Origin of the sequence: Sphingobacterium phlebotomi, assembly GCF_008180195.1 — a bacterium.
GTDB classification, from domain to species: domain Bacteria; phylum Bacteroidota; class Bacteroidia; order Sphingobacteriales; family Sphingobacteriaceae; genus Sphingobacterium; species Sphingobacterium phlebotomi.
The window spans coordinates 109,735-123,936 of sequence record NZ_VTAV01000001.1 but is presented as its reverse complement, the minus strand read 5'-3'; the positions used below and the strand labels follow the sequence as shown (position 1 = coordinate 123,936).

12 protein-coding genes are annotated in these 14,202 nt (G+C 43.8%); 8 read left to right on the top strand and 4 right to left on the bottom strand.

What is annotated here, in order from left to right; translation table 11 throughout:
* Positions 1-11: 11 nt before the first annotated feature.
* The 7 genes from FXV77_RS00480 to mobA are packed head-to-tail and all read left to right on the top strand — an operon-like array spanning position 12 to position 8,013.
* Positions 12-3,524, top strand: a complete 3,513-nt coding sequence (locus FXV77_RS00480) for a nitrate reductase (RefSeq protein WP_148917266.1) — start codon at positions 12-14, stop codon at positions 3,522-3,524.
* The gene (locus FXV77_RS00475; protein ID WP_148917265.1) at positions 3,517-5,004 is read left to right on the top strand and encodes a rubredoxin; all 1,488 of its coding nucleotides are present in this window, start codon (positions 3,517-3,519) and stop codon (positions 5,002-5,004) included. Before FXV77_RS00480 ends, FXV77_RS00475 begins: the two co-directional genes overlap by 8 nt.
* A 9-nt stretch (positions 5,005-5,013) precedes the next feature.
* The gene (locus FXV77_RS00470; protein ID WP_148917264.1) at positions 5,014-5,742 is read left to right on the top strand and encodes a sulfite exporter TauE/SafE family protein; all 729 of its coding nucleotides are present in this window, start codon (positions 5,014-5,016) and stop codon (positions 5,740-5,742) included.
* Complete coding sequence (gene moaA, locus FXV77_RS00465) at positions 5,742-6,692, top strand: GTP 3',8-cyclase MoaA (RefSeq protein WP_148917263.1); 951 nt, start codon at positions 5,742-5,744, stop codon at positions 6,690-6,692. Before FXV77_RS00470 ends, moaA begins: the two co-directional genes overlap by 1 nt.
* A gap of 2 nt (positions 6,693-6,694) precedes the next feature.
* Positions 6,695-6,931, top strand: a complete 237-nt coding sequence (locus FXV77_RS00460) for a MoaD/ThiS family protein (RefSeq protein ID WP_093099114.1) — start codon at positions 6,695-6,697, stop codon at positions 6,929-6,931.
* Positions 6,932-6,933: 2 nt separating this feature from the next.
* Positions 6,934-7,359 carry a molybdenum cofactor biosynthesis protein MoaE gene (locus FXV77_RS00455; protein WP_148917262.1) on the top strand — a complete coding sequence of 142 codons (426 nt, stop codon included), beginning with the start codon at positions 6,934-6,936 and terminating at the stop codon, positions 7,357-7,359.
* Between the two features lie 30 nt (positions 7,360-7,389).
* Positions 7,390-8,013: a molybdenum cofactor guanylyltransferase gene (gene mobA / locus FXV77_RS00450; RefSeq protein WP_222867673.1), complete on the top strand. Its 624-nt coding sequence runs from the start codon at positions 7,390-7,392 to the stop codon at positions 8,011-8,013.
* Positions 8,014-8,074: 61 nt separating this feature from the next.
* On the opposite strand, the gene FXV77_RS00445 is transcribed toward mobA, so the two are convergent.
* Entirely contained in the window at positions 8,075-8,758 is a 684-nt protein-coding gene (locus FXV77_RS00445) for a Crp/Fnr family transcriptional regulator (RefSeq protein WP_148917260.1), read from the bottom strand.
* Positions 8,759-8,908: 150 nt separating this feature from the next.
* Between FXV77_RS00445 and FXV77_RS00440 the strand changes: the two genes are divergently transcribed.
* The gene (locus FXV77_RS00440) at positions 8,909-9,256 is read left to right on the top strand and encodes a phage holin family protein (protein ID WP_148917259.1); all 348 of its coding nucleotides are present in this window, start codon (positions 8,909-8,911) and stop codon (positions 9,254-9,256) included.
* Positions 9,257-9,268: 12 nt separating this feature from the next.
* On the opposite strand, the gene FXV77_RS00435 is transcribed toward FXV77_RS00440, so the two are convergent.
* The 3 genes from FXV77_RS00435 to FXV77_RS00425 form a co-directional block, all read right to left on the bottom strand.
* On the bottom strand, positions 9,269-10,963 hold the full coding sequence (locus tag FXV77_RS00435; RefSeq protein ID WP_148917258.1) for a tetratricopeptide repeat protein: 1,695 nt from the start codon (positions 10,961-10,963) through the stop codon (positions 9,269-9,271).
* A gap of 79 nt (positions 10,964-11,042) precedes the next feature.
* Positions 11,043-11,897: an FAD:protein FMN transferase gene (locus FXV77_RS00430; RefSeq protein ID WP_246162123.1), complete on the bottom strand. Its 855-nt coding sequence runs from the start codon at positions 11,895-11,897 to the stop codon at positions 11,043-11,045.
* Positions 11,898-12,013: 116 nt separating this feature from the next.
* Entirely contained in the window at positions 12,014-14,194 is a 2,181-nt protein-coding gene (locus FXV77_RS00425; protein ID WP_148917256.1) for a PepSY domain-containing protein, read from the bottom strand.
* Positions 14,195-14,202 lie beyond the last annotated feature (8 nt).

The following is a 14,202-nucleotide window of genomic DNA, read 5'->3' as shown; positions in this document are numbered from 1 at the left end:
TTTTGTCAGACATGAAAGAAACAGAAGTAACAAGTACCTGTTGTTATTGCGGTGTCGGATGCGGTGTGAAAATTCAGCTAGATAAGCACAATGCGGTAACGGTAATAGGCGACGGAGAACATCCGGTTAACCGGGGGAAATTATGCAGCAAGGGCATGAATCTGCAGTACACGGTCAACGATAAGTCCGACCGTCTACTTTATCCGCAAATGCGATATCACCGCAATATGCCGATGCAACGGGTCAGCTGGGAAGATGCGCTCACCCGTACAGCCGCTGTATTCCGTACGATGATGGATAAATACGGTCCGGATGCGGTCGCCTTTTACGCATCTGGTCAATGCCTCACGGAAGAATATTACGTCATCAATAAACTGATAAAAGGCTTTATAGGCAGCAACAATATAGACACCAATTCACGCCTATGCATGAGTAGTGCCGTTGCTGCCTATAAAATGGCTCTTGGGGAGGACTCCGTGCCTATTTGCTACGATGATATCGAGCTCTCCGATTGCTTTTTAGTAGAAGGAGCTAACCCCGCTTGGTGCCATCCCATTCTCTGGCGTCGGGTAGAAGCACACAAAGCAAATCATCCACACACAAAAATCATTGTGGTCGATCCCCGGAAAACGGATTCGGCAGCTATTGCCGATCTACATCTACAAATCCAACCGGGTACAGATATGGTTTTGAATTATGCTATTGGTAGGCTTCTGATTGAGCAGGATGATATTGATCACCATTTTATAGCGCACCATACAGCGGGGTTTGAAGATTACAAAGCACGTGTATTTGAGCGCACCGCAACGGAAGCGGCACATATCTGCCGTATACCTGAATATGAAATCCGTCAAGCCGCAACCTATATCGGCGAATCGAAAACCCTATTGACCATGTGGACAATGGGGCTTAACCAAAGTGTGAAAGGTGTGGATAAAAATCTGTCTCTCATTAATCTAAACTTGATTACCGGAAAAATCGGTAAACCAGGCTCCGGACCTTTCTCGTTGACGGGCCAGCCAAATGCTATGGGAGGCAGGGAGGTCGGCGGTCTGGCCAATTTGCTGCCCGCACATCGTGATCTGAAAAACGAGGCGCACCGGCGGGAAGTGGCTGATTTTTGGGGAGGAACTACCCTATCCGACAAACCGGGGCTTACAGCGACCGAAATGTTTAAAGCATTGGCCGACGGCAAGCTGAAAGCCGTCTGGATATTATGTACCAACCCGTTGACAAGCCTACCCGATACGCGAACAGTAGAACAGGCCTTGGAAAAGGCTAAATTTGTCGTGGTGCAGGAGATCAGTAACAAGCCCCAAACCTTAGCTTATGCCGATGTCATTTTGCCCGCAGCTGCCTGGGCAGAAAAAGAAGGAACGATGACCAATTCCGAACGTCGGATCAGTCATTTACACAAAATCATCGACCCGCCGGGCGAAGCACTTCCTGACGCCGAAATTATTTGTCGTTTTGCCAAAAAAATGGGCTTTGCAGGTTTTGATTATCCAAACACCGAAGCCATATACAAAGAACATACGCGACTCACAGCCAGAACAAATCTGCATATCGAAGGTCTGGATTATACACAGATCGACAAACATAAAACCATTCAATGGCCTTACAATAAGCGGCGAAAAATAGGAACAACGCGTTTATTTGCCGATCATGACTTCTATACACCGTCCCGGAAAGCCATTATCCACAGTCCGGATACCGATCTGCGTAGCGAATTACCAGATGCGGCCTTTCCTTTTATTCTGACCACCGGACGCATCCGAGACCAATGGCATACGATGTCCAAGACGGGCAAAGTCAGTAAGCTGAAACAGCATATCAGCGAATCTCAGCTCGAAATCCATCGCGAGGATGCCGAACGGCTCGGCGTAACGGAGGGACAACTGGTCGAAATCACCTCACGTCGCGGTAATGTACGCGTCAAGGCCAGCCTCAGCACCAGCATAAAACCGGGATGTGTCTTTTTACCCATGCACTGGGGAAAGCTCGGTGACACGGACTTACATCGGGCAAATAACCTCACCAACCCGCTGCTCGATCCCATTTCAAAAGAACCGGATTTCAAATTCTGCGCCGTTCAGGTAGTTCCTTACGAGAAGCCCTTTGAGCGCATTGTGATTGTCGGCGCCGGTGCCGGAGCTTTCGGTTTCGTCAAAGCTTTTCGGGAAATCAATACAAGGGATGAGATAACCGTGATCAGCAATGAAAACCTGCCCTTTTACAACCGGGTCATGCTACCACATTATGTAAGCGGCGACCAACAATGGGAGGAACTCGTCAAAATGCGGGATGAGGAAGAAAAGAATGTCTACAACATTAACCATATCAGAGGCGTTACCGTGACACGTATCGATCGCGAGCATAAATACGTCGAAGATTCAAGAGGAATAAAAACACCTTATGACACCTTGATTCTAGGCACCGGCAGTCGGTCGGCAATGCCCAAAGATATTCCATCGCTACCGGGGATATTCAGCATCAGACATCGGTCGGATGCCGATAATCTCCGTAAATTCCTCCGTAAGGACGCTTCTGTAGTCATTATCGGGGGCGGATTGTTGGGCTTGGAGATGGCGGCGAGTTTGCGGGAGATGGACGTACAGGTTACGGTTGTCCAGCGTGTTTCGCGCTTTTTGAACCGGCAATTGGATGTCCTTGGTAGTCAATTGCTCCATGAAGAGATGATTGACCAAGGCTGTGATGTCTTTTATAACGATGAGGTACAACTCTATTACGGCAGAAACAAGGTCAATAAGGTGGAATTGAAGAGTGGCCGACAGATCAAATGCGATGCCGTTATCGTTGCTATCGGTACAACGCCTAATATTGAGCTGGCAAAAGCCGCCGGATTGTACTGCCAGCGTGGCGTAGTGGTAAACAATAGATTACAAACAAGTGATCCAGCTATCTACGCCATCGGTGAAATTGCCGAATTTGAGGGGATAATGTACGGCTTTTCGGCTGCCGCTGAACAGCAAAGCGCTGTGGTGGCCCGTTATCATAACGGCGACATCGGCAGTATATATCCAGGTTCTGTCTTTATGAACATCATCAAAATACAGGGCTTCGATCTTTGTAGTATTGGCATCGTCGATTGTCCGAACGAGGAATATGAAGAGATTTTATTTATTGACAAGGCAAAGCGCTATTATAAAAAATGTATTATTCATCAAGATCGCTTAGTAGGCGCTGTACTCATTGGTGATAAGAATGAATTTCTAGAATTCAAAGACCTGATCACCAACAAGACAGAACTTAGTGAAAAACGATTACAATTGTTGCGTAGCGGCAGTGCAAAAGAGCCGGTTATCGGTAAGTTGATTTGCAGTTGTAGCCAAGTCGGAGAAGGGAACCTGCAAAAGCTCATCCAATCCGGATGCACGGAGCTAAAAACATTATGCGAAACCAGTGGTGCCGGAACAGGATGCGGTTCATGCCGTCCGCAGGTGATGGCAATTTTGGATAATTTTTTAGCAGAAAAAGAAGAAATGGAGGTCACGAATGGCTAAGCACATACAACAGGAATGGAAACGCGTGAAAATCAATCTACCCGGAGGCTATGTATCGGTGGGTGATTTCAAGGCCATACTGGAAGCAGCGCATGCGGCAGAGGTTAAAACCGTGAAGATCGGCACACGCCAACAACTGCTTTTTTCAGCCACTCCAACACAAATGGAAGATATCGAATATCAGCTCTTTAATCAAGAACTGCTGTATGAAGTAAATGAAAATCACTATCCAAATATCGTAAGTTCTTATGTGGCCGATGGTCTTTACAATCAACCGCATTGGTTGAGAGAGGGAATTTATAAAGATATTTTAGCGTCCTTTGAATTTACGCCCAAACTAAAGATCAACATTGTAGATGCGAATCAGTCTTTTGTATCTTATTATACCGGTAATTTGAATTTTGTATCCTCCGGAGTAGGCAATTATTGGCATGTCTATATCCGATGGCCCAAAACAAATCAAGTAAGAAGCTGGTCATCACTCATTTATTCCATGGATATTGCCGCCGTCAGCAAGGAACTGGAAAGCGCCATAATGGATAACAAAGATATAGCAGAAGACGACATTGCTGCTGTATGTGTGGATCTGGAATTAAAAATTAAAGCGTCGGGTGCGTTTCATTTTCAACAAGTCCAAGAACCGCTAACGGAATCGGATTTCCGTCTTCCCTATTATGAAGGTTTTAACCAATATGACGATAAATATTGGCTAGGCATTTATCGGCCAGACGAGTGTTACACCGTTTCCTTTTTGCTGGACGTTTGCAACGTTTGCCAAACATCTCGGGTAGGTCAGATATATACGACGCCCTGGCGGTCTCTCATCATTAAAGACATCCGACAGCAAGATCGTAAAGAATGGGATATCATTCTCGACAAACACCGTATTAACTTGCGCCACGCCTCCAACGAGCTAAATTGGCAAATCGAAGACTGGTGCGAACCAGCGCTAAAGTTGAAGCGTTCCATCGTCAGGTATTTTGATCGCTGGAATATTCGAACTTACCGACTTTGTTTTGGCATTAAGATTGGATCAAACAGTGGCATCTGGGGTTCGATTATCATCAAACAGATCAACCATGGGAACAGTGAACCTTACTTCGATGTTTTCCACACGCAAGATTTCAAGGCCAACTCTTATAACCTCGTTCTCTATAAACAACGCGTAACAGAGAAATCGTTACCCGCCACGCTAAAAACACTTTGTGATTGCTTTTACGATGCCACATTACAAAACAGCAATCCGGAGCCTGAACATCATCCCTCCGATTTACCGGAGTTTTCGCATAGTACCCCGCAGCAATCATTATTCCGCTGCCCACATTGCCTCAGTATTTATGATCCCGCTTATGGGGATGTATTAGCGTCAATAGAACCAGGTATCGCCTTCGACGATCTACCTGCAGATTATACCTGTGGTCTATGCTGTTCTCCCAAAAGAGAATTTATAGCATTTGTCAAATCAACACCACATCTTTAAAACATTGACATGGAACTCTATTATATCGCATTCGTCCTATTTGTTGTTGGTTTTTTGTATGCCTCGGTTGGACACGGAGGTGCCAGCGGCTACATTGCTGTCTTTTCCATCTTTTCCATTCCCGTAGCGCAATACAAACCACTTATATTAATGCTCAATATGCTCGTTGCCGGCACAGGATTCTTTCAGTTTCGGCGTGCCGGATACTTCAGATGGTTTACCTGTTGGCCATTTTTGATCACCTCTATTCCAACAGCATTCCTAGGTGCACGGTATGCGCTTGAGGGGAAAGTCTATTTTGTACTACTTGGACTTGCCCTAATATTGCCTATCATCCGGCTGCTGGGGATAACACCCAAAGAGCGCCCAGAACGCAAAACGGTAAATATACCGCTGGCATTACTCATAGGCGCCATTATCGGCCTCCTATCGGGTATGCTCAATATCGGTGGCGGTATCTTTTTAAGCCCGATGCTTATCTTATTGGGCTGGGCCAATGCCAAGGAGGCTGCAGCTACCTCCGCTATTTTTATAACGTTAAATTCTTTCAGCGGTTTATTAGGTAATACCACCCCGATATACATCGATACATCCTTCGCCATCTGGTTTTGTGCGGCAGCTGCCGGAGGATTTACGGGTGCATATTTTGGTAGTGCGCGTTTTCCTATGGCAACTGTACGCACCTTGCTGAGCGTAGTGCTCCTGATCGCTTGTTGTAAACTATTATTTTTCATGTAATGCAAACATTGACAGACCCTATCGGAAGATCATTCAAAGTCCTGCGCGTGAGCCTGCTCGATAGATGCAACTTTGCGTGCACCTATTGTGTATGTGAAGATGGAATCACCTCAGCCATACCAAAGCCGGTTGTGTTATCCAGCGATGAGCTCATTGACCTCATAGGTCGCTTGCACGATGTATTGCATCTACAGACAATCCGTTTAACAGGAGGTGAGCCACTGCTATATCCCGATCTCCCCAAATTAATAACGGGTATTCGGCAACTGGGTATCCATGATATTAAGATGACGACAAACGGCTTTTTACTGGCGAAAAAAGTTACTTCTCTCCAAGAAGCCGGTCTTCGATCCATCAATGTCTCGCTAGATGCATTATCCGAAACTTCCTTCTTTAGGGTCACAAAACGGGCGGGTGTAAAGCAGGTGATCGAGGGAATAATAGCCGCCAAAAAAATAGGGTTGGAGGTAAAAATTAACACGGTGATTATGGCCGGTGAAAACGATAAGGAGATCCTGCCTTTATTAGATTTTGCCTTTAGGCATGGTATTAAAATACGCTTTTTGGAATTGATGGCCATGGGCCATCTATTTGGCGATACAGACAGCAAGTTTTTCTCGAGGCAAGCCATGCTGGAAAGAATAAGTAGTGTCTATGCAATCGACGAACAGGCAAAGAAATACGGAGACACCGCAACGTACTGGAACACCGCTTGCGACCATAGCTTCGGGATCATTGCCAATGAAAGCCATCCTTTTTGTGCCGACTGCAATCGTCTGCGATTAGACGCTCAGGGAAATATTTATGGTTGTTTAAGTAGTAATACGCCTATACCTCTTCGGGAGATCAGCAGTCAGAAAGGATTGGAAACGAGTTTATATGCCGCACTCGGGCAAAAACAAATGCAATTTTCCGGAAGCGAAATAAGTATGTTAACAATTGGAGGATAAATATGATTACTTTGGAATTTTTTGCGGGATTGAAGGATTATTTTCCTTCCGTTATGGAGGTCCAAGAGACCCCAGAAGACATCAATCGTTTACGACGTTACCTGATTGATCAGCAATCATTTGCCACAACATTATTGGAGCAATGTCGGTTTGCGGTAGATGATACGTTTGTGCAGGAGGACTACCAGCTTCGTCAGGGCGATCTTATCTTAGTCATTCCACCTAGTAGCGGAGGCTAGTGATGACACATCTTAGCGCCGAAAAAATTGATGTAATGGCACTTTGGAAGCAGGCTCATCATCCAGCAGCAGGGGGAGTCGTGCTGTTTAGTGGCGAAGTACGGAATAACCACCAAGGAAAGGAAGTCTCGCACCTTTCTTACGAGGCTGCCGAGCAGATGGCCAACAAGATGATTGCGGCATTACTGGATGAGGCAAAACAACGTTGGGGGCTACAAGTTGCTATCGTCGTCCATCGGTTGGGCAAAGTTTCGGTTATGGAAACAGCAGTGGTAGTCATTACTGCTGCTGCCCATCGTGAGGAAGCCTACGCAGCCAATCAGTATATCATCGACCGTATCAAACATCATGTTCCGCTATGGAAATGTGAGCATTTCGTGGACGGTGAGCGGGCCTGGGGAGGACATTGCTCCTGTCAACAGAAGTAAATGGACGACATGGAAATCTACTATTTATCAATGGAAAACACAGCACATACATTGTTAGGATTAGTGCTATGCGGAGGTAAAAGCAGCCGTATGGGAACCGACAAAGGACAGTTACGCAAGAATGGCTGTACCTGGGCTAGACATATGAGCGACAGGTTAGAAAGTCTGGACCTGGAAACCTATTTTTCTATTAATCCATTCCAGCAGAGCACTTATCGTCACATTTTTTCTTCCGAAACGTTGATCATCGATCAAGTCGATGTAAAGGGTCCTTTAGCCGGCTTGTTGAGCGCTCACCAACTGTTTCCCAAAGCAGACCTCTTCGTGCTACCCTGTGATATGATCGATATGGAAACGCCACTATTACAACGATTGTTGGACATTCGTCGGCAGATTGTGGGAGCTGACGTATATCTGTATACAAAAAATGAACAGATCGAACCCTTGTGTGCCATTTATACCGCTTCCGGACTACAGAAACTATTCCTCGATTACCAACATGGGTACCTGACTGGCTTTTCCGTAAAACGTGCTATAAAAAATCTTTGCGCGGTAAAACTTCCTGCTTCGGGGAATGCAAAAGATTTCCGTAACTACAATACGCCCGACAGTATTAGAAAATGGAAGACGACCGAAATAAACTATAACCTATAAAAATGAGGGAGATTTAGGCTTGGAAGCACGCCTTTCAGCCTATTTCTAATTACGTGCAATATCAGGATTTACTATAGTGCAGAAGCATTGTTCGATCTTTTATTTTGATGCGCTTATTAACCGACTCAATAATATCCTCCTCCACTAATTCGGTCATCATACGGTACACACTTTCGTAGGTTGAACCTACATAGGATGCCAAGTCTGTTTTGGACAAAATCAGTCCGATGTATCCGTCCTGATCGACCCCCATCTTTTCTTCCAATTGAAATAAGCTCCATGCGACCCTACCTTTCACAGACAACTGCACCTGATTGGTTACTTTTTGTTCAGAGATTTGAAGTTCATCTGCATAAAACATCAACAGCTCGTAGGTCAATATCGGATTGGTTTTCAAGAGAGACTGGAAAAAATCGATCGGGACAAAACATAGTACCGTATTTTCCAAACAGGTAGCTGAAATCGGGAAAATAGATTTTTTCGGTGACATACCGCGATGACCTACAATATCCCCTTTCTTGGCAAAACGTACAATGTTTTCTTTATCATCCCAACGTTTATGCACTTTCACCAAACCTTCCTGCACAAAATAAACTCCCTCTGCTCCGGCTCCTTCATCGATAAATCGTTGTCCTTTTTTCACCTTTATTATTTGTCGTCTCATATCGATATTCTGCCACCAATCTGCTATGACATAGCGACACATAAAACAGGAATGGTCACATACCTTCAGTTTTTTGCTCATTTGCTATCTTGATACTATTCTTCTCTACTTACAATATTAATATTTTTATAGAAATGTTCCAAAAGCGCTATCCTCACTCTAAACTTGATATGGATTTGGCACTTTTTTTGATTAGTTTACAGCATAAATTACATTAGCACACGACTTATTATGAGGTTTATTATCAGCTTATTAATTACCGGTGCAGTGGTCGCTATCGCTGCTTATATTGTTCCGGGAGCACAGGTAGCCGGCTTTGGCTGGGCAATTGTAACCGGTTTGGTTATCGGATTAGTAAATGCCGTTGTAGGTGGTATTTTAAGGTTATTCACATTTCCGTTAAACTGGCTTACGTTTGGATTAGTTTCTTTTATCATTACCGTTTTAATGATATTATTAAGTGACAAGCTTATGGGAAGCAAATTTGATGTAGATGGTTTTTGGACAGCTACGCTGTTTGCTATCGTCGTTGCAATCATTGACATGATTGTAGGTGCTATTGCAGGTACCAAAAAGTAGTATAATAGCCGTCTATAAAAGCGGCTTATTCATTTCATCTTGGAAAAGAACGTATCGTTCTTCTCCCATTTTTTTGTGCAATCGCTGTTTAGATTTTTTAATAGCTCCTGGTGTCACCCCTAATAAGTCACTGATTTCGTTGTTGCTCAAATCTAATTTTTGCAAGAGAGCTATCCTCAGGTTGCTTTCTGACAATTCCGGAAATTTGGACATTAACTCGTGGTAAGAATCTGGGTAAATATTGGAGAAGGTGCGTTTGAATGTTCTCCAACTTTCATCGGTAATTAGGCTGGAGGACAATAGTTGCTGTAACTTATCTCGTCCTGCTCGCTGTACGGAATCATTATCTGTTGCATACGCGATGGACGACGTTTGATTCATTTGGAGTTGCTTCGCCTGTTGGTTTGCATCTATTTCAATCTGCCTCATCTGCTGTTGAAACGCTCGTTTCTCTTTCCGAGCTTTCCGATAAGTTGTTCCGTAGACGCCCCCCAAGAGCAACACGACGCTAACTGCCAATCCCATCAAAACACTATTCTTTTTCTTCTCCAATGCATATTCGTGATTGGATTGTGCCAGGCGCTCTGCGATCATTTCCCTTTCAGCTTGCCAACGGGTTTGTTTGGTTACATTTTCGCCATCAAAAAGGTTCAAGCTGTCCTGCATACTATAAAGTAATCTCCGTTGATTGAATTCTACCTCTTCATTACTTTCGGCCAACGCGATCTTCAAAAAGAGCTGGTGAAGCGTATGTCTATGTACAATCAAGTTTCTATGCTTTTCAGCGAACGGCTGGATACGCCTCAAATAGTATTTCGCTTCTGTAACCTCTCCTTCCTCTAGGAGAAATGTACTCAATATATTTGTGGCATAAAGTGTATTCAGGCTATCGCCTTTGTCATCAGATATCGCTATATCTTTTCTCAGAAATTCCAAGGCTTGTTTTCTTTCCCCTTTGCTCCAAGCTATAAGCGCTCGGTTGCCCCATATTTTTGCCTGTCGAATAGTATCTCTGCTTTGTTTTGCCAATGATTGGGCTTGATCAAAATAATGTGATGCCCCCGAAGTATCTTTTGATTGTAGGGCATAGAACCCGATATTATCCAACAAAGCGGCGCGTTCATGGGTATCTGTAGGCTCGGTTAATGCCAAAGAGCGATGTAAAAATTTATTCGCCTTTTCAAAATCACCTATCGTCCCCAGAAAAAAACCAACTTGTTTATATACTTTTTGTTCGAAAGGTGGCTGTATGTTGGGATACCGCTCCAAAAGGAAAACGACTTCTACCATATCTGGCATTGCCAGCGAAATCTTTCGCATCCGATAATAATAATGTCCGCGCTGAGCAAGCGCAAAAACCAATAGTCCAGAATCTTGCAATGTCTTCGAAGCTTCTATCGCCTGGTTAAAAAGCTGATCGCTTTTTTGATTTCTGGCGGATTGTTCGTTCGCATAAAATTTTGCCAGATTAATTTGGTAGGCAATGGAGGCAAGAGGGTTCTCCTTCTGCTGTATCTCCTCCCCTAACCCATCGAAATCGCCCTCTTGAAAAACCGTTTGTATTTTATTGAACTCCTCTACAAAGGTGGCCCGTTGACTCTCTGCCGTTGTAGGATGGCCAAAGAAAAACTGCATCGCGATGGCTATAACGACAATAAATAACAATAGACGAAATAAAAAATGTCTATACCACCTATTTCCCAACATGTATATTTACGGTTAATACTACTTTTTCATAGTCTGCACGAAGATAATAATAAAAAAGCAAAGAAATAACTTCGGCGTATTACCGATCCTTCACGATGATGGCTTTGTAATCGGGAAATTCTTTAAGTAGTTTTTTGCCTTTTCTTTTACCTAAAACCATAATGGATGTGCTTAAAAAATTGGCAAATTCCGCTGATGAACCCGACACGGTAACACTTGTTAACCCAGTCGATGGCCAACCTGTTTTCGGGTTTATAATATGTGAATAGCGTTTGTCACCTATTTCTGCAAACTTTTCATTGCTTCCAGATGTCGTCACAGCACCATCTCTCAACTTCAAGACCTTTATCATTTTGTAACCTTTGAAAGGATTACGTATGCCTATTTTCCATGGCTTTCTGTCGGGTTGCGTTCCCCAGACGGCGAGATCGCCGGAAGCATTGACTATACCACCTACGACACCCAAAGATTGTAGCAATTCCTTGCCTTTGTCCGCCGCATAACCTTTTCCGATAGAGCCAAAGCCAATTTTCATTCCTTTCTTTTTCAGAAAAATAGTTGAGTTTACGTTATCCAAAATGATGTGTTGGTAACCCACATGTTGCACAGAACTACGGATAACATCATCTGCGGGCAACTGTTCCATGCTTCCGTCAAAAAGCCAAATTTTATCCAGCGCAGCTATGCTGATGTCAAATGCACCGTCTGTGAGTTGGGAATAATGAATAGCACGGTGGGTCAGCTCAAAAACTTCACGATCAACTTGTACAGGTCGAATACCAGCATTTTGGTTTATCTGTGAAATTTGCGTATGCGGTCTCCATTCGGAGATCAAGTTTTCGATGCGTTCTATTTCATCTTTTACTAACTGAAAGTATTGCTGTGCCTGGATCGAGTCATTTTCCACCAAAACAAACTCAAAAACCGAACCCATCTGTGTAGTTTGGCTCTTAAATATCTGCTGGGAAAAGCCGTAAGTCAGGCTAAGGAGAATAAAAGAAATGGTGAAAAGAGACCGCATAAGAAATCAAAATATCTAAATCGTAACCGTCAATAACAATCCGTTAAAATCTGATCATTGTAATTACGCAAGTCTTTGGTTAGACATATTTGGGAAAGCACATCCTCCACGTCCATTTGCATTGCCAATGAACCACAGATCATAATGACACCATTCTTTTCCAATAATTCGGAAAAGAATGGTGCATCTTTTCGAATCAAATCCATTACATATCGTCGGTCTTGTTCCCGTGAAAAAGCCATTTGGAAATCTGTTAGCTTTCCGACTGTTATGGCCTCATCCGCAAATTGACGGTATTGTTTAGAAAGTACATTGTTGTACCGGAAACCCGCATATAGCCGGACGGGTATCTTGTTTTTGTTTTCCTCGATCATACCGAGAAAAGGCGCGATGCCTGTTCCATTCGCAATCATAGCGACCGCTGGAGCTTTCGCAGGGAAATGAAATCTTTTATTGACCACAATCCGACCTGAAATGCTGTCGCCTTTGGCTAAATCATACAGAAATTCAGATCCCAATCCATTGGGGTACAACTTAACCATCAGCTGGATATTTCTACCTTTTTTGCCAATGGAATATAGTCGTTCTCGTCCGTCATTTGTAGGATAAATAGCCAATAAATCACCCGATTGGAACGTTTGTCTGCCTTGCGGCTGAAGCACCATTTTAAAAGTAGAATTATCCGCCGTAACTTTCGTTTTTTCCAAAACATTGAACTTCTTCAATCCGGTTATTTTTGTTTCGTACAAGGCGGAAGTGACTCCCAATTCGCCGGATGACTTTCCGTTCCAAGCCTTCACCCAGGCAACAAATTCTTCTGCTGAGCGGTCGTTTACGGTATGTAGATCCAGCTGCCGCGTCGCCCAGCTTTGTTTCGCCAATAGTTCATCAACCTGTTTGGCGTAAGCACAGAAGTCGGGATAAGCCTTTGATCCAAATCCGATCACGGCATATTGCACCGGCTGATCTTGCGGATACTTGGCGAGCAACCTATCAAAGAGTGTAGCATTCGCTGGCGCTGTACCCAAACCATAGGTGGAGCTGAAAACCAGCAGATGCGTTGCCTTGGGAAAAGATGTGAAGCGATTCATTTCCGTCAGGAAAGATTTATGCCCAAGCACCAGCAATTGCTGATGGATTTTGTTGGCAAAGGCCAATGTACTACCATTTTCTGTTCCGACCAAAATTACCTGTTCTGCTGTAGATGCATGGAACTTATTTTTGACTTTTGTTCCTTTTCTCCGAAAAGTAATCGCGAAACCAGTATAAATGAAAAACAGGATATTTAACGATGCAAAACCCAAAATAACTGCCCAAATAGCATTTGTCCGCCCAGTATGCAAATCGAAACTCAGTTTCTCCAACAGCAAGCTATAGGGGTAGCGGGTTTCTTCTACGATTTCTCCTGTAATCTGATGGACATACAGTTCCCGATCTTTTAGTTTCAATACATAAAATTCGTCCGGATCGTCGGGCATAAACGGAAATTCTATCTTCTCCACATCAGCGAGTAATGTCTGTTGAAAGACGGGAAAATCGGCCAAAGCTTTCTGCTCCATATCTTCCGCAGACACATGGTCGATTGTTCGGTTTTCACCTCCTGCCAAGCCGACTCTAACCATAAAAAGATGCGTACCCGTAAGGGCAAGCATCAGCACGGGAATAAGAAAAACTCGTCCACTAACGACATGAAAGTACTGCGAAAAGAAATCTTTATTGATTTTAGCAAAGAAATTTCGTAGCCCCTGCTGGCGTTTGGCAATCAATACAATCCCCGAAATAGTAATTAAAAGGAGTAGAAAAGAAACAACACCAACGATAATACGCCCTGGTTCTTTTAAAAAAAGGGAACGATGTAGCGCAATATTCCATTGTATAAAGTCACTTTGTAGTTTTATTTCTCCCAGGACGGCTCCGGTTCTTGGATCGACATAGGCCTTCATGGAATTACCTTCTTCATCAAAAGCGTCGATAGTCGTAAATTGATTATGATCTACCGTCAGTTCCGTTATTTCGGAATAAACCTCCCACAGTGCCGGAATGCTCTGTGCAAGGTTTATTTTATCAAAATCTTGGACTTTATACCCTTGTGTCTTTTCGCCGACTGCCCCGATCGCCAAAATCACGCCCGTCACCGAAAGTATCAGCAAAAACAACGAAGAAACGATGGCTAAAGCCAAATGGGCATATCTCCAAATGGATAAGGTCATTTTCTTAG